The following is a 26,520-nucleotide window of genomic DNA, read 5'->3' on the forward strand; positions in this document are numbered from 1 at the left end:
GTGCAATAAGGGAACCCACGCAAAGAAAATGCAGAAAGTAAACGGAAATGTAGGCCAGGCAATTACAAACAATAATCCACTAACGATACTAAGTAAAAATAAATGACTTCTTTTCAAGCAAAAAAATTTGCTCGAAAGTTCGGTAATTTTTTGAAAGTATTGAAAAGGTTATTGTTATCAATTCTTTTTTTCTAATTGATATAACTTGTTCAACTGCTGCAGTGCTTTAGGTATTAGAATAGTATTTTCAATTAGTGTATGTTCGGAAAGATTGTTATACATAGCACTTAACATTTTGAAACAAAGCTGTATGCCTTTGCAAGCTTGGGGTGGCGGAGTAAAGTTTTGCGTAACACTTTTAATTTTTTCAATTAAATCGGATGAATGGTCATGTTCTTTTTCAATTAAATTAATTAGGTTATCAATATAATTTTTTGAAAGCTCTTTAGGTAAATGGTTGGTTTGTTGTAGTGTTAGTATAATTGGAAATAGTTTTGATTCTTCATAAATTAAATGTGCTGTAATTTCATCTTTCCACATTTCAAAATAAAACAGTACATCCGATAAAATTGGCAGTTGGTCACCATGTTTTTGTGCTATTTTTTCTAGCTGTGCTAAAACTATTGGCAACTGTATTTTTAAATATGTATGGTAATGCTGAGTAATATAATTGATTAATTCACTGAACGATTGATTACTTAATGAATCCTTATCCCTTTTTTGCTGATTGACAATTTGTTGAATATCGTACGCAAGTTTCAGGGATGGAAGGTTGTGCAGATGACTAATCTCCTCAATGTTTTTTTTACTGAAGTGGCAGTAACTGATATGGTGCTTTTCTAACACTGCTAATACTGCCGGGCATTTTTCTACAATAACATGAAGCGGTGTTTGTAAAAGATTTTCCATTTTTTTAGGGCAAAAGTATGGGTGGGAACCAGGCAAAAAAATGATTATAATCAGTTGTTGCTAAAGTGATGGATGATTTATATCAATTGTAAAGAATTATTGAAATGGTGATGATATGTTTCAAAAAAAAAGCCCCATTTAGCTATGAGGCTTTGCTGAATAGTATTGTTGCGGTACAAGTGTGCGACGCAACAAAAGCATAATAGGTGTACCGCTAGCCAGTTACCAAAATATTATTTTCGGCTATAGTTGGGGGCTTCTTTAGTAATATCAATATCGTGGGCATGGCTTTCTTTCATGCCTGCATTGGTAATTTTTATAAAAGTTGCATTTTGTAATGCTTTAATGTTGGCAGCACCACAGTACCCCATACCTGCTCGTAAACCTCCAACAAATTGATACACTACTTCGCTTAAATATCCTTTGTAGGCCACTCTTCCTTCAATACCTTCAGGAACAAATTTTTTAATATCATCTTCCACATCCTGAAAATAACGGTCGCCACTGCCTTGACTCATAGCACCTAAACTGCCCATTCCACGGTATTCTTTAAATTTACGTCCTTCATAAATAATGGTATCGCCGGGGCTTTCTTCAACACCTGCAAATACGCTACCCATCATAACAGTATTGGCACCTGCGGCTAATGCTTTTACCATATCGCCGGTATACCGAATGCCACCATCGGCTATGCACGGTATGCCCTTTGCTTTTAATGCCTGGCTAACTTCCATTATAGCAGTTAATTGTGGAACACCTGCACCTGCTACAATACGTGTGGTACATATAGAGCCGGGTCCTATTCCTACTTTTACACAATTGGCACCGGCTTCGGCCAAAGCTTTTGCACCGGCTGCAGTACCAATGTTTCCGGCAATAATTTGTAGGTTTTTAAAATTTTTGCGTAATGTTTTTAATGCATCTATTACACCTTTACTATGCCCATGCGCACTATCTAATGTTACTACGTCAACGCCTACCTGTATTAAAGCATCGGCACGGTCTAATAAATCTTTTGTAATGCCTAATGCAGCACCAACTAGTAAACGGCCATAGCCATCTTTAACTGCATTGGGATTGTTTGTTAATTGTAAAATATCGCGATAGGTAATAAGGCCAACTAATTTGCCTTGCTTGTTTACAACAGGTAGCTTTTCAATTTTATAATTTCTTAAAATGCTGGCAGCTTTTTTTAAATCTGTTCCTTCGGGTGCGGTAATTAAATTTTCTTTGGTCATTACCTCAGCCACTTTTTTGTTCTTGTTGTTTTCAAAACGAAGGTCGCGATTGGTTAATATGCCTACCAGTTTTTGTTCGTCGTTTACAATAGGTATGCCGCCAATTTTGTTTTCCTTCATTAGCTTCAAGGCATCACCAATGGTGGCATCAACTAACAAGGTAACGGGGTCAATAATCATTCCGCTTTCACTTCGCTTCACTTTACGAACCTGTTCAGCTTGTTTTTCAATGCTCATGTTTTTATGTAAAATTCCTAAACCGCCTTCTCGGGCAAGTGCAATAGCCAAATTGGCTTCGGTAACTGTATCCATAGCTGCAGACAGCATGGGTACATTCAATTTTATTTCTTTGGTTAAGTAACTGGAAATATCTACTTCGCGGGGTAAAACCTGACTGTAAGCAGGCATTAATAATACGTCATCAAACGTAAGCCCCTCTCCAAAAAGGCGCGATGTTGGTGTGGTTTTGCCGGAATTTTTTTGTGTTGCCATGTGCAAAGATAGGGCACTAAAACATTACAATACAAATTTGTGTATTTTACCCATATTGTTTTAGTTCAACCGATACATTTTTCCGGGTAAGGCCGTTATTAAATTTTGTAATTCTAAATTTAAAATAGCTGCGGCTACATTGCTGCTACTTAATCCACTTTGTAAATACAGGGTGTCAATAGGTAGGGTTTCCTGTTGTTGCAATAGTTGCACAAGTATTTTTTCATCTTCTGTTAAGTCAATAAATAAACTGCGTTGGGCAGGTGCTTTTACGGGTTTATGCAACCATCCCAACTCTTCTAATAATTGTTGGGTATTTGTAAAAACAATGGCCTTGTTTTGTTGAATTAATTTTAAGCAGCCACTACTTTTTGCATCGGTTAATCTGCCGGGTACGGCAAATAAATCGCGATTATAGTTAATGGCTAATTCTGCGGTAATCATGCTGCCGCCTTTGGTAGCTGTTTCAATAACAATGGTAGCATCACTCATGCCGGCTACTATGCGGTTGCGTTTGGGGAAATTGTGTTTTTCCGGACTTATATTATGTCCAAATTCAGTTAACAAACCGCCATTTAACAGCATTTCTTTGGCTAATTGTTTGTGTTGTGGCGGATATAATGTACTTAAGCCATGTGCTAACACACCAACGGTAGGTAATTGCTGTTTAATGGCTGCTTTATGTGCTATACTATCAATGCCAAAGGCTAAACCACTTATTACAAGGATATTGTAAGGAACCAAAGCTTCAATAATTTGTTCGGTAATTTGTTTGCCGTAATCGGTATGTAAACGAGTACCAATAATACTAATGGTTTTGCTATTGTTTAATGCGGCATTACCGCGATAGTATAATACTGTTGGGGCATCGTAACAATGCAATAAGCGTTGTGGGTATTGCGGATTGTTAGTAGTGAGTATTTGAATTTGATGCTTTTCGCAAAATGTTATCTCTGATAATGCTGCATCAAAATCTTGAAACGATTTAATGGCCTTGGCTCGCACTTCTCCAATGCCTTCAATAAATGATAATTCTTTTTTGCCGGCTTTAAAAACTGCTTGTGCCGAATGAAAATGTTCTAATAAAAATTTTGCCTGAACAGGGCCAATACCCGGCACCTGAGTTAATGCAATATCATAAAGCAGGGAATCTTCCATAGGCGTGAACAAAGATTTTAAAGTCAATATATGTAATTTTTATTTTATTGACATTAAAATTCTGTAATTACCAACACCGTTCTTCTATTTTTAATACGTCCGGCTTCGGTATTATTGTCGGCAATGGGGTTTGCCGGTCCATAACCTTTATAACTTAATCGTTTATAATCAATGCCGTTTAAAGCTAAATAATTGGCAACAGAACGTGCACGTTGTGTAGATAGCAGTATATTGGCTTCCTGATTTCCTGTGTTGTCAGTATAACCTTGTACTTCAATTTTAACACTGGGATTTTCGGACATAAATTCTATTACTTTCTTTAATTCAATAGTATCTTGTGGTAGAAGTTCGTATGAGTTAATATTGAATTGAATGTTTTTAAAAGTAAATGATGCTTTATTGCTGATAGGGGTTAAATAAATGTTTTTTTGATAGGTACTATCGGCATGGTGTTGTTGTAAATTAAATAATTCACTGTATGGTAAATAGCCTTTTCTGTTAATAACAAAGGTGTAGTTGGTACCCACCGGTAGGGGAACAAAATATTTACCTATTTCATCAACCTTAATTTGCATCGTTGGCTTACCGGTTTGGTTGTTAATTAATTCAATGGCACAGGGTACACCTTTTTGGGTATTTGCATCGAGTACTGTGCCTTGTACAAACAAGGTTTTCAAAGGTTGAATGTGGGGTGGGATAATAAAAGAATAAAGATCTAATCCACCACGGCTGTCGCTTCTATCGCTGGCAAAATAGCCGGTTGTTCCTAAAGAGTTGATAGTAATGCTTCCTTCATTTTCGATGGTGTTGATGGGGTAGCCTACATTTTCAGGTTGACTCCATTTTCCTAAACTGTCTTTACGCATAATAAACAAGTCGGTGCCGCCATATCCGGGTAACCCATCACTAGTAAAATAAAGCGTTTGATTATCGGCATGTATGTATGGATAGGCTTCATCGCCCGGTGTATTTACTAGTGGACCCATATTAATGGCAGATCCCCAAAGGCCATTGGGTTGACGTATGCAATAATACAAATCGCGGCCACCATATCCACCCGGCCTGTTGCTACTAAAGTATAAAATATGATTGTCGGGGCTTAAAGCAGGCGAGCTGTCCCAGTATCCTGAATTTACGTTTGGCCCCAGGTTTTCAGGTTCACTCCAGCCTTCGGGTGTCCAATATGAAATATACAAATCAAAATTGCCAAATCCATTTTTAAAATCGCCGGCAAAAATAAGCCAGTCGCCATCGGCAGAAACTGTTATGGCGCCTTTATAGGGCTGCAAATTAATATCGCCTTTAATTAATTCAGCTTTAGAAAATTTTTGCTTTCGAATAATGCTTTGGTAAAAGTTTTCTGTTGCATTTGCTTCGCGGCGGGTAAAAATAAGTAAGCTGTCATCAATAGTAAGAGTAGGGTAGTATTCCGATAAAGGTGTGTTAACACTATCGCCCAAATTTTTAGGTGCAAAGGCAACCACGTTATTTTGAGGATGTGTTTGAGCATAATGTATAGCAAAGCGATAACACTGCTGCCGATACAAGGCACTTTTTTTGCTTACCTCATTTAAATTAGGCAAGTTTAAAAATTGTTCAATAGCATTTTCTGCATCATTAAAACGCCCCATGCCCGCCAGATTAATTGAGTAGGGTAAATTATATGGCAAAAAGTAACTACTATCCATTGCTTTTACTTTTTCATAATAACGGATAGCTAAGGGATAATTTTTTAATTCACCATAAATACCTGCTAATGATAACCAGGCATCTAAATAGGTAGAATCTTGTTTCAATACTTTATGTAACACCGGTATAGCATCTTTTACAAAACCATCATTTAAATATTGCATGGCTTTGTTGTATTGCTGTTGCAAATTTTTATTGGTTGTGTTTTTGGCATTTTGAGCTGATGCCAATAATTGTGCAAAAAGAAAAATGAGCAATAATGTGTTTTTCATTAAAATAACTAGTGTGATGAATGGTTTTTAGGATGATATATCAATAATACAATAATTTATTTTGAATTAGAAAATGTAATGGCGTACTATCTAAGTTCGGATATTGTTTGAATAAACGCTGTTAAAAATTTAAGGTACATTGATGTATTTGTGTATTTGGAGGCTAAGTTCCCATTGGGGATTTTGTTCAATATATTCAATGATGAGTGGTGTAACAATTGCTGCTTTGTCCCACTCAGGTTGCAAATACAATTTACAGTTGGGGTTGGTTTGTTTAGCAAATTGTTCGGCCCATTTAAAATCGTGTTGATTAAAAATAACCACTTTTAATTCATTGGCTAAGGGAACTATTTCTGGTAAAGGGGCTTTAAATTTTTTAGGGGAAAGGCAAATCCAATTCCAATGTCCACTAAGTGGCGATGAGCCGGAAGTTTCAATATTAGTTAAAAAGTCCGCTTTTTGTAAAGCTTCCGTTAATTCATTCAGCGGATGCAATAAGGGTTCACCTCCGGTAATTATGCATAATACATTTTTTGTGCTGCCTGCTTTTTCAGTAACTGTTGTTATAGCTTTTTGAACAATGGCTTCAATAGTAAATAATGGATGTTTTTGTGCATCCCAACTTTCTTTTACATCGCACCAAACACAGCCTACATCGCATCCACCTAAACGGATAAAGTAAGCAGCATGGCCTTGGTAATAACCTTCGCCTTGCAGCGTATAAAAACTTTCCATTACGGGTAGCTGTTGCATGTTGGTATAATAATTATGCTTTTTTATTATTTAAATAAGCTTGTAAAGTATTGCTTAATAAACCGGCAATGGTCATTAAGCCAACGCCGCCGGGAACGGGTGTAATGGCAGCAGTTTTGGGTGCCACTTCGTTAAAAGCTACATCACCCTTAATCCTAAACCCTATTTTTGCAGTGGCATCTTCAACTCTTGTAATACCCACATCAATAACAATAGCCCCTTGTTTTACCATGTTGGCTGTTACAAATTCAGGCTTACCTAAAGCCGCAACTAAAATATCGGCTTGTAAACAAATATCTGTTAAGTTTTGCGTATGTGAGTGAGCAATGGTAACTGTGCAATTGCCCATAGGAATATTACTGCTCAATAAAATACTCATAGGGCGGCCAACAATATTACTTCTACCTACAATTACAGCATGCTTGCCTTTTGTTTGTACATGGTAATGTTCTAATAATAGCAAAATGCCATAAGGCGTTGCAGGAATAAAAGTTGGTAAACCTTGCACTAGCTTGCCTGCATTAATGGGGTGAAAACCATCCACATCTTTTTCGGGATGAATGGTGGCAATTACTTTTTGTTCGCTAATATGTTTAGGTAAGGGTAGTTGTACTAAAATACCATCTACAGTTTCATCATTGTTAAGCTGTTCAATGGTTTGCAGAAGTGTACTTTCCGGCACATTTTCATCTAAACGAATTAACAAAGATTCAAAACCTGTTTCTGCACAGTTTTTTACTTTACTGGCTACATAAGTTTCACTAGCACCATTGTTCCCCACTAAAATTGCGGCTAATTTTGGCGGTCTGTGTCCTTTATCAGTTAATTCAGCTACTTGTGCTTTTAATTTTTCTTTTACCGCTTCGGCGGCAACTTTACCATCTAACAAAATCATTAGGCAAAGTTAATTGTAATTTTTGGAGCATAAGTGCTTAAGGGTTATTTGTAGTAAAAAAGTGTGAGCAATGCATTCATCCCAACAACCGTTTGTATTATTTTTTTTACAATTTAATTTATTTTAATGCTAAAACAAAACTTTGTTAATGCTTTGTGAATGTGTATTTTAAGGTGTTTTACAGGTGTGGAATAATAAAATTTTTAGGACTATTCTTTATTTTTTAATCAAATTCTAATTTCACTTTGCAGCATTTTTTCATGTATTATGTCCTTATATTTGACCACTGTTATAATTTAACAATTGCTTAATGGTAATTGATAAGGTATAACAGCTCATTAACAAATTCTAGAAAATTAAAACGAAAACACATGAGAAAATTGCTATCCTTAGCTATTGTGCTTTTGTTAGGTGTGTCGCAAATATTTGCGCAGACACATTTGGTAAAAGGACGCATTCTTGATGGTGACGGAAAGCCTGTTGAAGGTGCTACCGTTCAAGTGAAAAAAGGGACTGCCGCTACTGCAGCCGATGCACAAGGTAATTTCAAAATTGAAGCCAAGCCCGGCGATGTATTAGTTTTTTCAGCTGTAAACTTTGCTACAAAAGAGGTTAAATTAGGAACTGCAACTGATTTAGCGGTTACATTAAATCGTCAAAGTTCACAATTAGATGAAGTAGTGGTAACAGCGATGGGTATTAAACGTAGCAGAAATGCCCTTCCGTATGCTGCACAAGAAGTAGGTGGAGATGAGGTTAGTAAAACCCGTAACTCAAACTTTGTTGATGGTTTATCAGGTAAAGTGGCCGGTTTACAAATTACACAACCTACTGCTTTAGGTGCTTCTACTAACGTTGTATTGCGTGGTATTAAATCTATCTCTCAATCTAACCAAGCATTGTTTGTTGTTGATGGTGTACCTTTCGATAATACTTCAACTGCTTCAGGTGGACAAAGAAATGGTACCGGTGGTTATGATTACGGTAGTAATGCTGCTGACTTAAATCCTGATGATATTGAATCTATCTCCGTATTAAAAGGTGCAGCTGCTTCTGCCTTGTATGGTTCACGTGCTGCTAATGGTGTAATTTTAATTACTACTAAAAAGGCAAAAAGAGGTTTAGGCGTTACTGTAAATGCCGGTGTAAATGTAGGTTCATACGATAAAAGCACTTTTGTAAAATACCAACATCAGTATGGTGCTAACTATGGTTCAGGTCCAGAAATTAACGGTGCTTATCCTTATGGATATGGTTCACCCGATGGTAATTTCTTGTATGCTCCTTTACCACAGTTTGGTCAAAATAGTCCTCAGTTAATTGTACCTACAACTGAAGATGCTTCTTATGGTGCAAAATTCGATCCCAATTTATTAGTTTATCAGTGGGACGCATTTGCTAACTATCCCGGTAACCCCAATTATGGTAAAGCTACACCATGGGTTGCTGCAAAAAATGATCCTTCTACTTTCTTTGTAAATCCTGTTTCTTACAATACCAGTGTATTTATTGATGGTGGTGGTGAAAACGGAACCTTTAAATTAGGTTATTTACGTACCAGCGATAATGGTATTTTACCCAATAGTAATATCACCAAAAACATGTTGAACTTTGGTGCAACACACAACTTAAGCAAAGACTTAACCGTTGGTGGTACTATTAACTATTCTGAAATTACAGGTTTAGGTAGATATGGTACCGGTTATGATGCCAATAACGTTATGACTAACTTCCGCCAGTGGTGGGAAATGAACGTTGACATTAAACAACAAAAGCAAGCCTACTTTAATTCAGGTGGTAAAAACATTACATGGAACATGACAAATCCTGTAAATGGAAATACCAACCCTATTTATTGGGATAACGTATACTTTGTTCGCTATCAAAACTATGAAAATGATAGCCGTCAACGTGTATTTGGTAACGCTTATATAAACTATACTCCTTCTAAAAGCATTACTTTGTTAGGAAGGGTGTCAATGGATACTTATAACTCATTGCAGGAAGAAAGAGATGCTATTGGTACAGTAAATGTTCCTTTCTACTCTAGAAACAATATTTTCTATAAAGAAATGAACTATGATTTCTTAGCAACTTATAATAAAGATTTGTCTAAGAATTTCAACTTCAAAGCATTGGTTGGTGCTAACTTACGTCAGGATACCTATTCTAGCATTTTTGCTTCAACCAATGGAGGTTTAAACCTACCTAATTTCTATGCATTATCTAACTCAGTTAATCCTATCAATGCTCCAACTGAAGCTTTGTTAGAAAAAGAAGTAGGGGGTGTGTTTGCAGGCGCTACTTTAACTTATAAAGACATGTTAACTTTAGATGGAACTGTACGTCGCGACCAATCATCTACTTTGCCTGCAGGTAATAATGCTTACACTTATCCTGCGATATCTGGTAGCTGGGCATTTTATAAAATGTTAGACAATGCTCCTTGGATATCATTTGGTAAAGTACGCGTTAACTATGCGGAAGTAGGTAATGATGCTCCTTATCATAGTATTTTAAATACTTACAATATTAATACTCCATTTGCAGGTAATGCTATGGTAACTTTACCTTCCACTAATAACAATCCTAATTTAAAACCTGAAAGAACCAAAAGTTTTGAAACAGGTTTAGAAATGTCTTTCTTGAAAAATAGAGTAGGATTTGACTTCACTTACTTTACTTCAAAAACATTCGACTTAATTACACAAGTAAACGCCTCTGGTGCTACCGGTTACTTAAGTCAATATGTTAACTTCGGTTCTATTCAAAACAACGGTATTGAATTGTCGTTGAATGGTACTCCTATTAAAACACGTAATTTTTCATGGGATATTAACGTGAACTGGAGCAAAATCAACAATAAAGTGTTGTCCTTATTCAACAATCAACAAAACCAAGTTCTTGCTTCATACCAAGGCGGTGTTTCTGTTAATGCTACTGTTGGACAGCCTTTTGGAACTATTCAGGGTAACGACTTTATTTATACCAATGGACAAAGAACTGTTGGTAGTGATGGTTATTATTTAATGGATACTAAAACAACTGATATTATTGGTAATGCAACTCCAAAATGGACCGGTGGTATTAACAACAGTTTCCATTATAAATCATTCACTTTAAGTTTCTTAATTGATATGCGTCATGGCGGTAATGTATTCTCATTAGATACTTACTATGGATTAGCAGATGGTACTTATGCTGAAACTGCCGGTTTAAATGATTTAGGTAACCCTTCTCGTAACTCATTAGCTAACGGTGGTGGTATTATACTAAAAGGTGTTACTACCGATGGTAAACCCAATACTATTAGAGTAGATAATAGTGGTCAGGGATATGGTTTATATGGTTATTTGTACAACCCGGCCAGGGCTTTTGTTTACGATGCCAGCTTTGTAAAATTGAGAGAATTAAATATCTCTTATTCTTTACCGGCTAAAACCATTGAAAGAATGAAGCCTATTAAAGGAATTGACATTGCTATCGTAGGAAGAAACTTGTGGATTATTAGCAAAAATTTACCTTATGCTGATCCTGAAGATGGCTTAGGAGCAGGTAACGCACAAGGTTATCAAAGTGGTTCTTATCCTGCTGTTCGCAATATCGGCTTCAATGTTAAATTCAAATTTTAAAATTAGGTATTATGAAAAAAATAATATTGTATAGTATTGTATCGGTATTTGCGTTAGCCTCATGTCAAAAAAACATGACCAACCTGAATATTGATACCAAACATCCTTCTACGGCGCCATCGTATGCGCTGTTTAGTAATGCGCAGAAAAATTTGGTTGATTACATTACCACTCCTAATGTTAACTCCAATATTTTCACGTTAATTGCTCAGTATTGGACTGAAGCTACTTACACTGATGAAAGTAACTACAACTTGGGTAATCGTAATATTCCTCAGAACTTTTGGAATAACCTTTATGTTGGTGCATTAAACAATTTTCAACAGGCTAAGTTGTTAATTCCTAATGATGTTACCGACCCCGCAGTTGTTAAAAACGAGTTGGAAATGACCGACATCATGGAAGTATATACTTATTACTATTTAGTAAATACTTTTGGTAATATTCCTTACTCTCAGGCCAACAACATTAACAAATATCCTTTCCCGGCTTACGATGATGCTAAAACTGTTTATTATGATATGTTGAATCGCTTAGATACTTGTATCAACGGATTAAATCCTTCTGCAGGTAGCTTTGGTTCAGCCGATTTATTATACGGTGGCAACGTGAATAGTTGGATAAAATTTGCCAACTCATTAAAATTGAAAATGGCTATGTTAATTGCTGATTCTGACCCTACTACGGCTCAGAAAAAAGTAAATGAAGCCATTAACGGTGGTGTATTTCAGTCAAATGCGGATAATGCTGTTTTCAAATATACCGGCATTACACCCAATGCTAATCCGGTTTGGGTAAACTTAGTTCAAAGCAACAGAAAAGATTATGTTGTTACTAAAACTTTATTAAACCCAATGGTTGCATTGAATGATCCTCGTCGTTCTGCATACTACACTAACCAATACAGTGGTGGTGATATAGGAGGTACCGTTGGTGTTACCAATACTTGGAACAACTATTCAAATCCATATTTTAGCCCAATTACCGGAACTATTATTGATCCTGCAGCACCTTCTATTTTGTTAGATTATGCTGAAGTATCTTTCTTACAAGCAGAAGCAGTTGAAAGAAACTTTATTGCAGGCAACGCCGAAACATTTTATAACAATGGTGTAACAGCTTCTATTGAAGAGTGGGGTGGATCAGCTACCGATGCTGCTACTTATTTAGCACAGCCTGCTGTTGCTTATACAACTGCTCCTGCAGGTTTAGGTGCCGGTGCTATTGGTAGTACCGGAACTAGTACCACTACTACTCACTGGAAGCAAGCAATTGGCTTACAACAATACATTGCTTACTACATGCGTGGTTTTGATGCCTGGACTTCTATTCGCAGATTATACTATCCTGCAATGGCTGTTCCCGGTTCACCTAAATCACCATTCCCTTGGCGTTACACTTACCCTGCTAATGAAGCAACCGCTAATGGTCCTAGCTACCAGGCTGCTAAAACTGCAATGGGTGGTGATGCAGTTACCATTAAATTGTGGTGGATGCAATAGTGTTTATCACACATCTTTTTATACAAGGCAACAGTTTCAAAAGCTGTTGCCTTTTTTTGTGCACGCCTATTTTTTATGTGTGGCAGTGCAGCTGTATCTTCGGGCAAAATTTATACAATGGAACAACAGCCCAATAATCAGTTAAATATTGAAATTTCAGAAGAAGTTGCCGAAGGTGTTTATGCCAACTTGGTAATCATTACGCATAGCCATGCTGAATTTGTGGTAGATTTTGTGAATGTAATGCCCGGCACTCCTAAAAGCAAAGTGAAAAGTCGGATAGTGTTAACGCCCATGCATGCTAAACGTTTTATGAAGGCATTAACCGAAAATATTCAGCGCTATGAAGCTGCTAATGGCCCTATTAAGGATATGGAGCAGGTTGAAATACCCATGCCATTTGGCGGCCCAACGGCACAAGCATAGCATTTTAAAACCTGCTAAAGATTAAAGTAATCCTTCATCGGCAAAACTAAAATAACCTTCGTAGCTTACAATTATATGGTCCAGCAAAGCCATATCAACCAATGCCGCGGCTTGCTTTATTTTTTCTGTTAAAGTTTTATCGGCATTGCTGGGATTTAAGTTGCCACTGGGGTGATTGTGCGATATAATGAGCGAACATGCATTACATTCCAACCCTTTGCGCAAAATAATTTTAGGGTCGGCTATGGTGCCCGTAATGCCGCCGGTACTAATGGTTTCGTGCCGTATAATTTTATTGGCACGATTTAAGTAAATAGCTACAAACTGTTCAACAGTTTTGTGTTGTAATTGTGCCTTTAAATATTGAGCAGCATCTTTACTACTGCCCACTGTTTGGGATTGTAATTGGTAACTATGGGTGCGTACCCCCAATTCTAATGCAGCCACTATGGTTACTGCTTTTGCAGGTCCTAATCCTTTTATGCCTAATTGCCTAATCTCTTCTACACTCATGCCGGCTAAGCGGCTTAAATGGTTGTCAACAGCTTGCAATAATTGTTGGGCTAAAGCCAATGCAGATGTATTAGTCGTACCATTATTAATTAAAATAGCCAGTAATTCTGCATTGCTTAATGCGTTACTCCCTTTTAATAAAAGTTTTTCACGGGGGCGGTCGTCAATAGCCCATTGTTTAATGGTGTTATATCCCATACACGTTAGTTAATAAGCAGGTAATGTATTATAAAAATAAACATTATTCACAAATTGCCGTGAATGGTTTTTTCATTTCTTATTCGAATAGTTATCTTCGCAGCACATTCTACTATTTATGAATCCATCAGTTAAAGTTTTTGCCGGTGCAGGCTCGCAAAAATTAGCCGAAAAAATTGCTCAACGATTTGGCACCCCCCTCGGAAAAGTAAATATTCAAAAGTTTAGTGATGGCGAAATGCAGCCCGTTTTTTTAGAAAGCATTCGGGGTGATTATGTTTTTTTAGTGCAAAGCACTTTTGCCCCTGCCGATAATTTGATGGAATTACTTTTAATGATTGATGCTGCCAAACGTGCCAGCGCCTATAAAATAATTGCCGTTATTCCTTATTACGGCTATGCCCGCCAGGATAGAAAAGACCGCCCCAGGGTAGCTATAGGCAGCAAATTAGTAGCCAGTTTGTTGGAAGCTGCCGGTGCTAACCGTATTATTACCATGGATTTACATGCACCGCAAATTCAAGCCTTCTTTGAAATTCCTGTTGACCATTTAGATAGCTCTGCTATTTTCATTCCTTATATTGAACAATTAAAATTACCCAACTTAACATTTGCTTCGCCCGATGTTGGTAGCAGTAACCGCGTTCGTGAAATAGCCAGTTATTTTAATAGTGAAATGGTTATCTGCGATAAACACCGCAAACGTGCTAATGAAATTGCCAGTATGGTGGTAATTGGCGATGTTACCGGGAAAGACATTATTTTAATTGATGATATTTGTGATACGGCAAGTACACTTACCAAGGCTGCAGCTTTATTAAAAGAAAAAGGTGCTACCAGCGTAAGAGCTTTGTGTACACACCCTGTTTTAAGTGGCAATGCCTATCAAAACATTGAAAACAGTGAATTAGAAGAGTTAGTGGTTTGCGATACCATTCCTTTAGCTAAGCCCGATTCTAAAAAAATTAAGGTGCTTTCCGTTGCCGATTTATTTGCTATTGCAATACGGAATGCCTATGAAAATAAAAGCATTACCAGTCTTTTCATTCATTCGCAATTAAGGAATGCTAAAGCCTAAACGGGCTTAGAAAATACAAAATAGTAATGCCGGCCTTAAAAATTTTGAGGCCGGTTTTTTTATCAAGCTATTCCCTTACCTTTGCCGTCCAAAATTTTTATTAACAATTCCTGTTTACGCAGGAAATTAAATTGAAACAACAAATGAAAACAATTACAATCGAAGGACAACTGAGGACCGAAACCGGCAAGAAAGCCACCCGGCAAATTCGCTCTCAGGAAATGGTGCCAGGTGTAATTTATGGTGGCGAAAAAGAAATTAATTTTGCTGCACCGGTAAAAGCTTTTAAAAACCTGGTTTACACCGGTGAATTCCAAATTGCTGAAGTTAAAATTGATGGCAAATCCTATCGCTGCATTTTAAAAGACCTGCAATTTGATCGCGTAAAAGATACTTTAGACCATGTTGATTTACTGGAACTTCAAGACAATAAAAAAGTAATTGCTACTTTACCTCTTCATTTTACAGGAACTTCTATCGGTGTTAAAAATGGTGGTAAATTAGTTATTAAAATGAAAGCGTTAAAAGTTAAAACCTATCCTAAATATTTACGCGAATTCATTGAAGTAGATATTACCAACTTGGAATTAAACGGCAACATTCGTGTTGAAGATGTAAAAGCTGAGAATATGGAAATTTTAAACTCACCACGTATTCCTATTGCTTCTGTAGTGATGACCCGTCAATTAAAACAGGAAGAAGCAGCTGCTGCTCCTGCCAAAAAATAAGGTTCAAGTTCAACCCAAATATATCCTCCGGTCTTTGCCGGGGGATTTTTTTTGCCGCGTCCTATTAACTTTACACCAATTATTCATTATTTGCCTTAACTGGCGGCTTTATAAATATAGCAGCATTGGCATCGGTATAATTTATCTATATGAAAAAATATTTAATTGTCGGACTGGGTAATATTGGTAATGAATACATGCATACCCGCCATAATATTGGATTTGATGTAGTGGATGCTTTTGTATTAAAACATGGCGGTTTTTTTATGCAAGACCGCTTGGCCTACAAAGCTGAAGTAAAATGGAAAGGACATTTATTTATTTGCATAAAGCCCACTACGTTTATGAATTTAAGCGGTAAGGCCTTTAAATACTGGCTAGATAAAACGGAAGTGCCCTTAACACAAACCTTAACCATTGTTGACGACTTGGCATTGCCCATTGATGTATTGCGTCTGCGCCCCGCAGGAAGCCCGGCCGGACACAATGGATTGAAAGATATTGAACTTACCATAGGTACCAATGAATACCCAAAATTGCGTTTTGGCATTGGCAATAATTACCCCAAAGGCATGCAGGCGCAATTTGTACTAAGCAAATGGTTGCCTACCGAACAAAAAATTGTGGAACAGAAAATACAAAAATGTATTGAGATAATTGAACAGTTTGCCAGTATAGGCATTGAAAAAACCATGAATGTGGCTAACAGCTATAAGTTTATCCCCTAATCTTATCATTTTTGATGCCAATATGAAAAACTTAAGGTCAATTGAAGTAAATTCGCAATATAGAAAGGATAGGCGGCGAGGGGTTTGATTGTAAGTTACCCTAAACAACTTGGAATATGAAAATTTTTTGTGTTGGAAGAAATTATGTTGAACATGCTAAAGAATTAGGAAATGCTATTCCCGATGAACCGGTAATTTTCATGAAACCGAAATCGGCATTGTTGCAAACCAATGTTCCATTTTATTATCCTGAATTTACCAACGAATTACATTATGAAGCCGAATTGGTATTTCAAATTTGTAAGAACGGTAAATACATTAAACAAAAAGATGCGCCGCACTTTTACAATAAAATTACCGTTGGTATTGATTTTACAGCCCGCGACATTCAAAACGAATTAAAAAAGAAAGGCCTTCCCTGGGAAAAAGCCAAAGGGTGGGATCAATCGGCTGTTGTAGGTAAATGGCTGCCCATTGAAAAAGATATGATGAAAAAACCAATTGAATTTTCATTATTTAAAAACAATGAACAAGTTCAGTTGGGCAATACCACACAAATGATTTATACTGTTGATTATTTAATTGCACATATTTCCAATTATTTCTCACTGAATATTGGCGACCTGATTTTTACCGGAACACCTGCCGGTGTGGGCGAATGTGTAGTTGGCGATGAATTAACCGGCTATTTGGGTAAAGAAAAAATGTTTGAATTAACCATAAAATAGTTATCGTTGTACCCAGTAACGATAAATGATATATGCTAACGACTGATTTGCTTTTGCATGCCTATCGCATCATGGTTACTGCCCGTTCAATGGCAGCCATTTATGAAGACAATAGAACCATTACCAAATACGTTCATTCCACTTCTGCCGGTCATGAAGCTATTCAAATTGCTGCCGGTTTACAACTAACCCCCAACGATTGGTTTAGCCCTTATTACCGTGATGACAGTTTAATGATGGCAGCAGGTTTTGAGCCCCAACAATTAATGTTACAATTATTGGCTAAAGCTACCGACCCCTTTTCTGGTGGCCGTTCCTATTATTGCCATCCCAGTAGCCGCGATGCCGATAAACCTAAAATAATGCACCAAAGCAGTGCTACCGGTATGCAGGCCATTCCTGCCACCGGAATTGCACAAGCACTTCAATACCAATTACAACAAGGCTTATTACCCAACGGTCTTAACCCATTGCCGGTAGTGTTATGTTCTTTGGGAGATGGTAGTGTTACCGAAGGCGAAGTAAGTGAAGCCTGGCAATTTGCTATTTTAAAACAACTACCCATTATTTATTTGGTACAAGACAATGGATGGAGCATTAGTGCCGCCACCGCCGAAGTAAGGGTAATGAATGCGTTTGAATATGCCGATGGATTTAAAGGGTTGTATAAACTGCAATGTAATGGCGCTCATTTTGAAGAAAGCTATCAAACCCTACAGCAGGCTTTTGCTTATGCCCGAACCGAACGTAAGCCTGTATTGGTGCATGCCACAGTACCGTTGTTAGGGCACCACACCAGTGGGGTACGGCGCGAGTTTTATAGAAGTAAGGAAGATTTACAACAACATAGTTTAAACGATCCTATTCCGCATTTACGGCAAACCCTATTACAAGCCGGTATTGTTGAAACGGTTTTATTAGAAACAGAAGCAACCGCTCGGCAAACCGCTGCAACCGCTTTTCAAATGGCGGTTGAGGCACCCGATCCCAACCCCGCAACTGTAACTGAACACATTTTTGCACCTACTCCCATTACTGAAGAAAAGGGGGAACGAAGCCCTAAAAATGCCGAAAAAGTTTTAATGGTTGATGCTGCCTTGCATGCCATTGAAGAAATTTTAGCTGCCCACCCCGAAGCCCTATTATATGGGCAGGATGTAGGCAGTCGTTTAGGCGGGGTATTTAGGGAAGCTGCAACTTTAGCCGAAAAGTTTGGCGACCATCGGGTATTTAATACTGCCATTCAGGAAGCTTATATTGTGGGTTCTACAGCGGGCATGTCGGCTGCCGGTTTAAAGCCCATTGTAGAGGTGCAATTTGCCGATTATATTTATCCTGGCTTTAATCAGTTGGTTACCGAAATTGCCAAATCATGCTACCTCAGTAATGGTAAATTTCCTGTACAAATGGTGTTGCGTATACCTACCGGCGCTTACGGTGGCGGTGGCCCCTACCACAGCGGCAGTATTGAAAGTACGCTATTGTCTATCAAGGGAATAAAAGTAGTATATCCTTCTAATGCAGCCGATATGAAGGGGCTAATGAAAGCCGCATTTTACGACCCCAATCCCGTAATTATGTTAGAACATAAAGGGTTGTATTGGAGTAAAGTACCTGGTACGGATGGTGCCAAAATGCCCGAGCCGGCTGTCGATTACATGTTGCCATTGGGTAAAGCTGCACGAATTTTAGAAGCTTCCACACAGCATATTAAACAAGGCACTTCCATTTGCATTATTACCTACGGCATGGGTGTATATTGGGCTAAGCAGGCAGCACAAGCATTTGCCGGTCAGGTTGAAATTGTTGATTTGCGCACCCTGTTTCCATTAGATGAAACTTGCATTGCAGAAACTGTTACCCGCCATGGGAAAGTATTTGTACTTACGGAAGAACAACAAAATAATTCATTTGCGGAAGCATTGGCTTATAGAATTACCCATTGTTGTTATCAGTTTTTAGATGCGCCGGTTGAAGTAATGGGGGCGTTAAATACCCCTGCTGTACCCATTCATTTGGCCTTAGAAGCTGCTATGTTACCCGCCATTACAGAAATAGAAAAACGAATAGAGAAACTTTTAGCTTACTAAACTTTGCCAAACCATTCTATATACTATATTTGCAGCCCGAAATGGCGAGGTAGCTCAGTTGGTTAGAGCGCAGGATTCATAACCCTGAGGTGATGGGTTCAATTCCCATCCTCGCTACATAAAAAAGAGGCCAATGTTTTTACATGTGGCCTCTTTTCTGTTGAATCAGTTCTATATTTTATTGAATAGAATAGTACATCTGCTACATTCATTTATTCATATTTCAGTACTTGTTGTACAGCTATTTTTTTAGTGCCTTCATAAATGGTAACAAGGTACATACCGGCCGCCCAGAGTGTAGTGGTAATAACCGGGTTAAGGCTATTGGGATGCAGAGAAACTATGCGCCTGCCATCCATATTGGTAATGGTAATAAAGGTGTTCGTTAAGTGAATACTATCGGGCAGTTGAATAGTGAGTGAAGCCCTAACAGGATTAGGAAACACTCGCACATTTTTGTTGGTGGAAGCCTTGCTTTCTGCAAGCGGTTGACCAATAATAGGGCCGGTACTTAGAAAGCCTTTTCCACCACCGCTGCCGCAGTTGGAAGCAATAGGCCCAACAGTAAAAGCGGAAGTAGCACTGGGTGCTGATATCCCACAATTATTGGTGGCCTGTACACTTAAATAATCATAGTAGGTAAAACCAACTTTATTTTGTCCTAAAGGTTTTAATAAAAAATAGTTGCCGGATGTGCCAGGATTATTTTGTATCACCTGACCATAATTAAAATTCCAGATAAAGCCGGTGGTATTAGCCGGAACATCGCTATAAGCTTCCACAAACGTGCCGCAGGTATTATCATAATTTAAATTGGTTATAGTAGGTGGGTTGGGCGTTCCAATATGAATGGTTTGGGTAATGGAAGGATAGTTTTGCCCACAAACATTATTTACAGCAGCCTGCAAAGTAACATCTCCATTGCCTGTTTGAGTAAGTGTTGCTGTATTACCATTGGTAGAAAGGTTTGCAATGCCGTAAGGAGCTGCAGACCAACTCACCGTTACATTACAGGGTAAATTATTGATAAAATAATTATTACTACCACTACAAAAACTGCTAAGCCCATTAATGGATAAATTGGGTTGTGTGATGGAAACATTTACTGAATTGGTGTTATAATTTGTGCCGTTTAATGAAACCGTGGCATTGATACTACTCAATGCGCTGCCACAAACAGGTGTTAAAGAAATAGCATTAGCAGAAGAAGTAATGTTAGCTGGAGCAGCGGCACCATTATATAACCAGCCATTGTTACCCGTGCCTATATTAAATTGATAACTTAAGGAAGCCCCTTGTGGAACACCGGTTCCTGAAATAGTAAAGGTAATGGGTTGTGTATTGCCGCAAGGAATGGAAGTGCTGGAGGCAGTTAAGTTAAAAGCGGTAGCAGGCGTTTCAGTAATGGTTACACTTTTAATTTGAACCTGATTGGGTGAACTGCCCCCCCATATGCTAAAATAAACAAATATTTAGGTGTTTTGGTAGCAGGTGCAGTATAGGTACCCGGGCTGTTATAGGTAGTGAATGCATTAATTGTTTGGAAAGAATACAAAACCGGGTAGCTCAATAAAAAACCCCAATTGGTTTGTGGCACTGCATTGCAGGCTGTGGGATTGGATGTATTAGGGTCTGGTAGTATATCGTAAAGTGTTGTAAAAACGGTTGGATAGTTATTGGAATTATTACCATCTACCCCTTTTGCATTGATAGAAAACTGATACAAATAACCGGCTTTAAAAGGGAATTGAATGGCATAAGCGGTACCCAAATTATCACTTGAAGTAAAGCTGTATTGCGTATTTAAAATTAACTCGGTACCATCATAGTTCACACCGCCACTAATGGGGTAGTGATAAAAACCTCCAATTTTAGGTGGAGTGCTATTATTTAAAGCATTGCACACAGAGGTACTTAAAATATTGATATTCTGATAATTAATGCTAAATGTATTTGTTTGTGATTTTGCATTGCTCAACATAAAACAAACACAAACTGTTATCAATAAAAATTTTGACTGTTTCATATTGTAATAATTTAAAATTATTTAAATAAATAAACATTAATGCCCAAATTAAATTGCCAATTTTGGTTTTGTGAATTGCTATACAAATAGGAAATTGTACTTTCCAAACCTATGGCACTGTTTACAAATAATGTAGGGCCAGCAGCTATGGATGCATAGCCATGTTTACCACTACTCATAATAGTGTAATAGCCATCAATGCCGGCATAACCGTAGTTATAGCTTACTTCAGTTAATACATTAAATATTTTTTCTGTTCTTAATATATAATATCTTGCAAAAACGCCCATCAATAAGCTATGGCTATTAATGCCTCCTCCATTATAACCATTATCATTTGCTTGATAGGTATACATGGCTTGTACACCTGTTGATAATTTGTCTGCAATAAAATAACCAATCCTCGGGTTGGCATGTATAGTAGTAAATAATGTATTATTGTCGTTTTTAGAGTGACTATAACTCCCACTTCCCCCCACCAGCCAGGTGCCCTGCTCTAATTGGGCATGTGCGGTTAGGGTGCAACAGAGTAGTAATAAAAAGCTGAAAAAAAGTTTCATAAAAAGTAATGATTTTGGTGAAAAAATGAAATGGTGATTCGTTGTTATTTAAACAAAGGAGTGCAGCAATGGCGGGCTGCGTGGTATGGCAGGTATATTGGTAAACAGGTTAAGCATAACAGCAAAAATGTTATGCATTAAAAATATACGAAAAATTTCATTTAAAATAACGTATTTCTACGTAGTGAAATCACCTATTTTCTCAATATAAATTTTTTGCTTTAGCTACTAACCGGGCTTTTTCCAGAGCTGGTAATTCCCTATATTCAGTTTCATAATAACTTTTTTCTGCCATTATTGCAGTTTTTTGGTTAAGAATATTCCATTTTGAGTGGGGACTGCTTCGAGACTGCTTCGAGACTGATTCGACTCAACAGCGTTGAAAACCAAATTTGTATCGAATATGCCTAAATGTCATCTACAAGCTGTTACATTAAGAATATAATTTTGAAATTATTTTCAATATAAACCATTTCATAATATTTACCTGTTGTAATCTATTTGCTTTTTTATTTAAATTTTAGAATATTGCTTACACCTGTTTAAATTATTAATCCCATTATTGTAATGCCTTGTTTTTTAACTTAAACAACGGTATGGGATATATTGGCCGGATGTTTTTGTATTTCATTTTGCCCATAATTTATTACCTTCCAATCAAACGATGCCGTTATGGAAAAATTTATTCTGGCTTTTGATGCAGGTACTACCAGCAGCAGAGCCATCATTTTCAATAAAAAAGGGAATATTGTTGCAGTAGCACAAAAAGAATTTACACAACATTTTCCACAACCCGGTTGGGTAGAACATGATGCCAATGAAATTTGGAGTACACAAATAAGTGTGGCTGCTGAAGCAGTTATTAAAGCTAAAATTTCCATGCAGCAAATTGCGGCCATTGGTATTACCAATCAACGCGAAACAACAGTAGTGTGGGACAAACGTACAGGCGAACCTATTTATAAGGCCATTGTTTGGCAAGATCGCCGTACGGCAGCCTATTGTCATCAACTGCAAAAGGAGGGCATGGCACCCACTATTCAACAAAAAACAGGATTGGTCATTGATGCATATTTCTCTGCCACCAAATTAAAATGGATTTTAGATGAGGTGCCCGGTGCAAGAGCAAAAGCCGAAAAGGGGCAACTATGCTTTGGTACTATTGATTGTTGGTTATTGTGGAAGTTAACCAACGGTAAGGTATTTGCTACCGATGTAACCAATGCTTCGCGTACCTTATTATTTAATATACATACCTTACAATGGGATGCCGATTTGTTGCAATTAATGAATATTCCACCGCAAATATTACCGCAGGTAAAAAGCAGTAGTGAAGTGTATGGCGAAACACATGCCGTAGTAACACCGGCTGCCATTCCTGTAGCAGGTATAGCCGGAGATCAGCAAGCAGCTTTGTTTGGGCAAATGTGCACACAGCCGGGTATGGTTAAAAACACTTATGGCACCGGATGTTTTATGTTAATGCAAACAGGCGAAAAAATTGTGCACTCGCAACACCATTTGTTAACCACCATTGCCTGGCAAATAAATGGCATTACAGAATATGCATTAGAAGGAAGTGTGTTTATGGCAGGTGCTACTGTGCAATGGCTGCGCGATGGATTGGGCATTATTAAACATTCGGCCGATATTGAAGCATTAGCACAGCAGGTAAATAATACCGATGGCGTATATGTTGTGCCGGCATTTGCCGGTTTAGGTGCCCCGTATTGGAATCCCGAAGCTAAAGGTATGCTTACCGGCTTAACACGGGGAACTACAGCTGCACATATAGCCCGTGCCGTTATTGAAAGTATTGCTTACCAAACCGTCGATGTGTTAAAAGCTATGGAAGCCGATAGCGGTATTGCTATTCATGAATTGCGGGTTGATGGTGGAGCTACTGCCAACCGATTGCTAATGCAATTTCAAAGTAACATACTGGGTTGTAATGTTGTAAAGCCTGCCGTTACTGAAACCACTGCATTAGGCGCTGCCTATTTAGCAGGGTTAGGAGTGGGTTTTTATACTAGCCGAAACGAAATAGCGGCTTTGTGGCAAATGGCACAAACCTTTCATCCACATTCATCCACTCATGAAATGCAACAGTTAATGGCAGGGTGGCAAAGAGCCGTCAATGCAACCATTTATTGGGCTAATCATTCCTAGAAAGTTTTTCTTTTAACTTAATACCACTTATGATGCAACGTGCTAAAATGCTTGAAAATATCTTAAATACGCCACATTGGGAGGTGGTAGTGATTGGAGGTGGGGCCACCGGATTAGGTACTGCATTAGATGCAGCAACAAGGGGGTACCGTACATTGCTGGTTGAACAATTTGATTTTGCAAAAGGAACTTCCAGCCGTTCTACAAAATTGGTGCATGGTGGTGTTCGTTATTTGGCTCAGGGCAATTTAAAATTAGTAATACACGCTTTAAAAGAACGTGGCCGCTTATTACGCAATGCGCCACACCTGGCACATACTCAACAATTTGTGGTGCCGGTATATTCGTTTTGGAGTAAATGGTTTTATTACCTGGGTTTGGTGTTTTACGATTTGTTGGCTATTGGTTGGGGTTTAGGTAGAACGCGCTGGCTATCGAAAAAGAAAACCATTGCAGCACTTCCGTTTATTAAAACAGGGAATTTAAAAGGCGGTATTCAATACACCGATGGACAATTTGATGATAGCCGCTTATGTATTGATTTAGCAGCAACAGCCCACCGTTATGGCGCTACTTTGTTAAATTATGCTGCCGTAAAAGCATTTACCAAAAATGCCGACAATCAAATTGAAGGATTAATTATTCACGATCAGTTAAATGATGAACATTACACCGTTTCCGCAGATGTAGTAATTAATGCAACCGGTGTTTTTGCACATTCTATAATGGCAATGGACAATGCTGCTATGCCCGACATTATTGCTCCATCGCAGGGAGTACATTTGGTAATTGATCAATCTAAGTTTCAATCAAAGCAAGCCTTAATGGTGCCCAAAACTACTGATGGACGGGTATTATTTGCCGTGCCCTGGCATCATAAAGTAATAGTAGGTACTACCGATACGCCTATTGAACAAATTAGTTTCGAGCCCAAAGCTTTGGAAGAAGAAATCCAATTTATTATTGATAATTATAATATTTATGCTTTCAACCCTATTTCAATGAAAGATGTAGAAAGTGTGTATGCCGGGCTTCGACCCTTGGTGAAAAAAAAGGGATCAGGTAAAAGTACATCGGTCATATCACGCGATCATTTTATACTTGTTGCTTCATCGGGGCTAATTACCATAACAGGAGGGAAATGGACTACCTATCGCCGAATGGCCGACGATGTTTTAAATCATGCAATTCAATTAGGAAAATTACCCAAAAAAAAGGGTATTACTGCTACCTTACCCATAGGGCAATGGAATTGGCCCATTCCTTATGATACCCATTGGCATGTGTATGGTACCCATGCATTTAATATTCAACAACTGATACAAGAAAATGTAGCATGGGAGCAACGTATACATCCCAACTATCCCTATACACAAGCGGAAGTAATTTGGTTTGTACGCAATGAAATGGCAGTGAAGGTTGAAGATGTGTTGGCCCGAAGAATTCGTTTATTATTGTTAGATGCACATGCAGCCGTTGAAGCTGCCCCGTTGGTAGCAACGTTAATGCAAAAAGAATTGCAGGAAACTGATGATTGGCGGGAAACTGAAATCAACAACTTTAAACAACTGGCACAACAATATATATTATAACCTATTGAATAATTTTGAAATTTAAATACAACTACAATGTGGCAACAATATTTAGGTGAATTTTTAGGCACAGCCATACTTATTTTATTAGGAAACGGCGTAGTAGCCAATGTGAACTTAAAAAGCACTTATGCACATGGGGGTGGGTGGATAGTTATTACGTTTGGTTGGGCAATGGCTGTTTTTATTGGAGTGTTTATATCGGCTAAATTAAGTGGTGGACATTTAAATCCCGCTGTTACCATTGCATTTGCTGCCATGGGTAAGTTTAATTGGGCATTAGTACCGGGATATATTATTGCACAAATTACCGGCGCCATGGCAGGAGCATTGTTGGTTTGGATTACTTTTTATAAACATTATGCACTGCCTAATGATGCACCTGTAATTAAGGCTACCTTTTGTACTGAACCTGCTATTCGCAATTATTTTTGGAATATGGTAACAGAACTTGTGGGTACGTTTGTGTTAGTGTTTAGTGTATTTGAAATGCAAAACCCTGCACAAAGCCTAGGTACATTAGATGCCTTACCTGTTGCATTGGTAGTATTGTCTATTGGTTTAAGTTTAGGGGGTGTAACTGGTTATGCCATTAACCCTGCCCGCGATTTAGGACCTCGTATTATGCACGCTATTTTACCCATGAATGGTAAAGGTACCAGTGATTGGGCCTATTGTTGGATACCCATTCTTGGGCCTATTATGGGAGCTTTGCTAGCAGTACTGGTTTTTCAATTAATTACTTAAATCATATCTTAACACATGGTTTAAATATAATTTAATGGTTGTGTCAAACTAAATGTTTTACATTTATTACATGGAGAATAATAAGTACCTGCAAAATAAATTGGCCATTATTCAAAGTTGGGTAACTGAATACACTGAGGTACTTTTTAAGTGGGCTTGGCATAAAACGTCTGATAAAAAATTGGCAGAAGATTTGGTGCAAGATACTTTTTTAACAGCCATTGAATCTTTCCATACATTTCAGGGCAAAAGCCAACCTAAAACTTGGTTATTCAGTATTCTTAGGTTTAAAATTGCTAACCATTATCGTAAATTTTTTAAAATGCCTGAGGTGGCATGGCAAGATGAATTATCAGGTCAGGGAAATGAGTTGATTGAAAATTTTTTTGATGAAAAC

General features: G+C 37.9%; 21 protein-coding genes, 1 tRNA gene and 1 pseudogene. 13 read left to right on the forward strand and 10 right to left on the reverse strand.

The genetic code is table 11. The features are described 5' to 3' along the window. Positions 1–177: 177 nt before the first annotated feature. The 6 genes from ACP5P5_RS12600 to ACP5P5_RS12625 all read right to left on the reverse strand — a co-directional run bounded on the left by ACP5P5_RS12600 (position 178) and on the right by ACP5P5_RS12625 (position 7,406). Entirely contained in the window at positions 178–909 is a 732-nt protein-coding gene (locus ACP5P5_RS12600; protein WP_428286471.1) for a hemerythrin domain-containing protein, read from the reverse strand. Positions 910–1,142: 233 nt separating this feature from the next. Beyond that, on the reverse strand, positions 1,143–2,639 hold the full coding sequence (guaB, locus tag ACP5P5_RS12605; protein ID WP_428286472.1) for an IMP dehydrogenase: 1,497 nt from the start codon (positions 2,637–2,639) through the stop codon (positions 1,143–1,145). 60 nt (positions 2,640–2,699) lie between these two features. Next, complete coding sequence (gene dprA / locus ACP5P5_RS12610; RefSeq protein WP_428286473.1) at positions 2,700–3,797, reverse strand: DNA-processing protein DprA; 1,098 nt, start codon at positions 3,795–3,797, stop codon at positions 2,700–2,702. Between the two features lie 53 nt (positions 3,798–3,850). Beyond that, positions 3,851–5,758 carry an OmpA family protein gene (locus tag ACP5P5_RS12615; RefSeq protein ID WP_428286474.1) on the reverse strand — a complete coding sequence of 636 codons (1,908 nt, stop codon included), beginning with the start codon at positions 5,756–5,758 and terminating at the stop codon, positions 3,851–3,853. 129 nt (positions 5,759–5,887) lie between these two features. Further along, positions 5,888–6,511 (reverse strand): 7-carboxy-7-deazaguanine synthase QueE, encoded by a 624-nt coding sequence (locus ACP5P5_RS12620; RefSeq protein ID WP_428286475.1) that lies wholly within the window; start codon positions 6,509–6,511, stop codon positions 5,888–5,890. 13 nt (positions 6,512–6,524) lie between these two features. After that, entirely contained in the window at positions 6,525–7,406 is an 882-nt protein-coding gene (locus tag ACP5P5_RS12625) for a bifunctional 5,10-methylenetetrahydrofolate dehydrogenase/5,10-methenyltetrahydrofolate cyclohydrolase (protein ID WP_428286476.1), read from the reverse strand. 371 nt (positions 7,407–7,777) lie between these two features. On the opposite strand from ACP5P5_RS12625, the gene ACP5P5_RS12630 reads away from it, so the two are divergent. The 3 genes from ACP5P5_RS12630 (at position 7,778) to ACP5P5_RS12640 (ending at position 12,966) form a co-directional block, all read left to right on the forward strand. Further along, positions 7,778–11,038, forward strand: coding sequence for a SusC/RagA family TonB-linked outer membrane protein (locus ACP5P5_RS12630; protein ID WP_428286477.1), 3,261 nt, complete (start codon positions 7,778–7,780; stop codon positions 11,036–11,038). An 11-nt stretch (positions 11,039–11,049) separates the two neighbouring features. After that, the gene (locus ACP5P5_RS12635) at positions 11,050–12,540 is read left to right on the forward strand and encodes a SusD/RagB family nutrient-binding outer membrane lipoprotein (RefSeq protein ID WP_428286478.1); all 1,491 of its coding nucleotides are present in this window, start codon (positions 11,050–11,052) and stop codon (positions 12,538–12,540) included. A 117-nt stretch (positions 12,541–12,657) separates the two neighbouring features. Further along, entirely contained in the window at positions 12,658–12,966 is a 309-nt protein-coding gene (locus ACP5P5_RS12640) for a DUF3467 domain-containing protein (protein WP_428286479.1), read from the forward strand. Positions 12,967–12,987: 21 nt separating this feature from the next. On the opposite strand, the gene radC is transcribed toward ACP5P5_RS12640, so the two are convergent. Continuing rightward, on the reverse strand, positions 12,988–13,677 hold the full coding sequence (radC, locus tag ACP5P5_RS12645) for a RadC family protein (RefSeq protein WP_428286480.1): 690 nt from the start codon (positions 13,675–13,677) through the stop codon (positions 12,988–12,990). A 118-nt stretch (positions 13,678–13,795) separates the two neighbouring features. Here radC and ACP5P5_RS12650 point away from each other — a divergent pair, with 118 nt between their 5' ends. The 6 genes from ACP5P5_RS12650 to ACP5P5_RS12675 all read left to right on the forward strand — a co-directional run bounded on the left by ACP5P5_RS12650 (position 13,796) and on the right by ACP5P5_RS12675 (position 19,146). Continuing rightward, on the forward strand, positions 13,796–14,755 hold the full coding sequence (locus tag ACP5P5_RS12650) for a ribose-phosphate pyrophosphokinase (protein WP_428286481.1): 960 nt from the start codon (positions 13,796–13,798) through the stop codon (positions 14,753–14,755). A gap of 143 nt (positions 14,756–14,898) precedes the next feature. Next, complete coding sequence (locus ACP5P5_RS12655; protein ID WP_428286482.1) at positions 14,899–15,483, forward strand: 50S ribosomal protein L25; 585 nt, start codon at positions 14,899–14,901, stop codon at positions 15,481–15,483. Positions 15,484–15,632: 149 nt separating this feature from the next. Next, positions 15,633–16,211 (forward strand): aminoacyl-tRNA hydrolase, encoded by a 579-nt coding sequence (gene pth / locus ACP5P5_RS12660; RefSeq protein ID WP_428286483.1) that lies wholly within the window; start codon positions 15,633–15,635, stop codon positions 16,209–16,211. 116 nt (positions 16,212–16,327) lie between these two features. Further along, on the forward strand, positions 16,328–16,939 hold the full coding sequence (locus ACP5P5_RS12665; RefSeq protein ID WP_428286484.1) for a fumarylacetoacetate hydrolase family protein: 612 nt from the start codon (positions 16,328–16,330) through the stop codon (positions 16,937–16,939). A 32-nt stretch (positions 16,940–16,971) separates the two neighbouring features. Then, positions 16,972–19,029, forward strand: a complete 2,058-nt coding sequence (locus ACP5P5_RS12670) for an alpha-ketoacid dehydrogenase subunit alpha/beta (RefSeq protein ID WP_428286485.1) — start codon at positions 16,972–16,974, stop codon at positions 19,027–19,029. A 43-nt stretch (positions 19,030–19,072) separates the two neighbouring features. After that, positions 19,073–19,146 (forward strand) — tRNA-Met (locus ACP5P5_RS12675). 95 nt (positions 19,147–19,241) lie between these two features. Here the strand turns inward: ACP5P5_RS12675 and ACP5P5_RS12680 are convergent. The 3 genes from ACP5P5_RS12680 to ACP5P5_RS12690 all read right to left on the reverse strand — a co-directional run bounded on the left by ACP5P5_RS12680 (position 19,242) and on the right by ACP5P5_RS12690 (position 21,615). Continuing rightward, positions 19,242–20,192, reverse strand: coding sequence for a T9SS type A sorting domain-containing protein (locus ACP5P5_RS12680; protein ID WP_428286486.1), 951 nt, complete (start codon positions 20,190–20,192; stop codon positions 19,242–19,244). A gap of 245 nt (positions 20,193–20,437) precedes the next feature. Continuing rightward, the gene (locus tag ACP5P5_RS12685; RefSeq protein ID WP_428286487.1) at positions 20,438–21,055 is read right to left on the reverse strand and encodes a hypothetical protein; all 618 of its coding nucleotides are present in this window, start codon (positions 21,053–21,055) and stop codon (positions 20,438–20,440) included. 17 nt (positions 21,056–21,072) lie between these two features. Then, positions 21,073–21,615: an outer membrane beta-barrel protein gene (locus tag ACP5P5_RS12690; protein WP_428286488.1), complete on the reverse strand. Its 543-nt coding sequence runs from the start codon at positions 21,613–21,615 to the stop codon at positions 21,073–21,075. A gap of 672 nt (positions 21,616–22,287) precedes the next feature. Between ACP5P5_RS12690 and glpK the strand changes: the two genes are divergently transcribed. The 4 genes and pseudogenes from glpK to ACP5P5_RS12710 form a co-directional block, all read left to right on the forward strand. Further along, positions 22,288–23,784 (forward strand): glycerol kinase GlpK, encoded by a 1,497-nt coding sequence (gene glpK / locus ACP5P5_RS12695; RefSeq protein WP_428286489.1) that lies wholly within the window; start codon positions 22,288–22,290, stop codon positions 23,782–23,784. A 29-nt stretch (positions 23,785–23,813) separates the two neighbouring features. Then, positions 23,814–25,376: a glycerol-3-phosphate dehydrogenase/oxidase gene (locus ACP5P5_RS12700; protein ID WP_428286490.1), complete on the forward strand. Its 1,563-nt coding sequence runs from the start codon at positions 23,814–23,816 to the stop codon at positions 25,374–25,376. A 33-nt stretch (positions 25,377–25,409) separates the two neighbouring features. Then, positions 25,410–26,123: pseudogene (locus ACP5P5_RS12705) on the forward strand (MIP/aquaporin family protein); the annotation flags it as partial. A gap of 70 nt (positions 26,124–26,193) precedes the next feature. Further along, on the forward strand, positions 26,194–26,520 hold a 327-nt coding region (locus ACP5P5_RS12710; RefSeq protein WP_428286491.1), incomplete at its 3' end, for an RNA polymerase sigma factor.

Source organism: Hydrotalea sp. (genome assembly GCF_049968455.1).
Taxonomy (GTDB): Bacteria; Bacteroidota; Bacteroidia; order Chitinophagales; family Chitinophagaceae; genus Hydrotalea.

Excerpts from the sequence above, each read along its gene's own strand:
- ACP5P5_RS12670 (WP_428286485.1), top strand. The coding sequence starts at position 16,972 with ATGCTAACGACTGATTTGCTTTTGCATGCCTATCGCATCATGGTTACT.
- ACP5P5_RS12620 (WP_428286475.1), bottom strand. The coding sequence starts at position 6,511 with ATGCAACAGCTACCCGTAATGGAAAGTTTTTATACGCTGCAAGGCGAA.
- guaB (WP_428286472.1), bottom strand. The coding sequence starts at position 2,639 with ATGGCAACACAAAAAAATTCCGGCAAAACCACACCAACATCGCGCCTT.
- ACP5P5_RS12640 (WP_428286479.1), top strand. The coding sequence starts at position 12,658 with ATGGAACAACAGCCCAATAATCAGTTAAATATTGAAATTTCAGAAGAA.
- ACP5P5_RS12630 (WP_428286477.1), top strand. The coding sequence starts at position 7,778 with ATGAGAAAATTGCTATCCTTAGCTATTGTGCTTTTGTTAGGTGTGTCG.
- ACP5P5_RS12690 (WP_428286488.1), bottom strand. The coding sequence starts at position 21,615 with ATGAAACTTTTTTTCAGCTTTTTATTACTACTCTGTTGCACCCTAACC.
- ACP5P5_RS12625 (WP_428286476.1), bottom strand. The coding sequence starts at position 7,406 with ATGATTTTGTTAGATGGTAAAGTTGCCGCCGAAGCGGTAAAAGAAAAA.
- ACP5P5_RS12685 (WP_428286487.1), bottom strand. The coding sequence starts at position 21,055 with ATGAAACAGTCAAAATTTTTATTGATAACAGTTTGTGTTTGTTTTATG.
- ACP5P5_RS12635 (WP_428286478.1), top strand. The coding sequence starts at position 11,050 with ATGAAAAAAATAATATTGTATAGTATTGTATCGGTATTTGCGTTAGCC.
- dprA (WP_428286473.1), bottom strand. The coding sequence starts at position 3,797 with ATGGAAGATTCCCTGCTTTATGATATTGCATTAACTCAGGTGCCGGGT.
- ACP5P5_RS12700 (WP_428286490.1), top strand. The coding sequence starts at position 23,814 with ATGATGCAACGTGCTAAAATGCTTGAAAATATCTTAAATACGCCACAT.
- ACP5P5_RS12655 (WP_428286482.1), top strand. The coding sequence starts at position 14,899 with ATGAAAACAATTACAATCGAAGGACAACTGAGGACCGAAACCGGCAAG.
- pth (WP_428286483.1), top strand. The coding sequence starts at position 15,633 with ATGAAAAAATATTTAATTGTCGGACTGGGTAATATTGGTAATGAATAC.
- radC (WP_428286480.1), bottom strand. The coding sequence starts at position 13,677 with ATGGGATATAACACCATTAAACAATGGGCTATTGACGACCGCCCCCGT.
- ACP5P5_RS12665 (WP_428286484.1), top strand. The coding sequence starts at position 16,328 with ATGAAAATTTTTTGTGTTGGAAGAAATTATGTTGAACATGCTAAAGAA.
- ACP5P5_RS12615 (WP_428286474.1), bottom strand. The coding sequence starts at position 5,758 with ATGAAAAACACATTATTGCTCATTTTTCTTTTTGCACAATTATTGGCA.
- ACP5P5_RS12600 (WP_428286471.1), bottom strand. The coding sequence starts at position 909 with ATGGAAAATCTTTTACAAACACCGCTTCATGTTATTGTAGAAAAATGC.
- glpK (WP_428286489.1), top strand. The coding sequence starts at position 22,288 with ATGGAAAAATTTATTCTGGCTTTTGATGCAGGTACTACCAGCAGCAGA.
- ACP5P5_RS12650 (WP_428286481.1), top strand. The coding sequence starts at position 13,796 with ATGAATCCATCAGTTAAAGTTTTTGCCGGTGCAGGCTCGCAAAAATTA.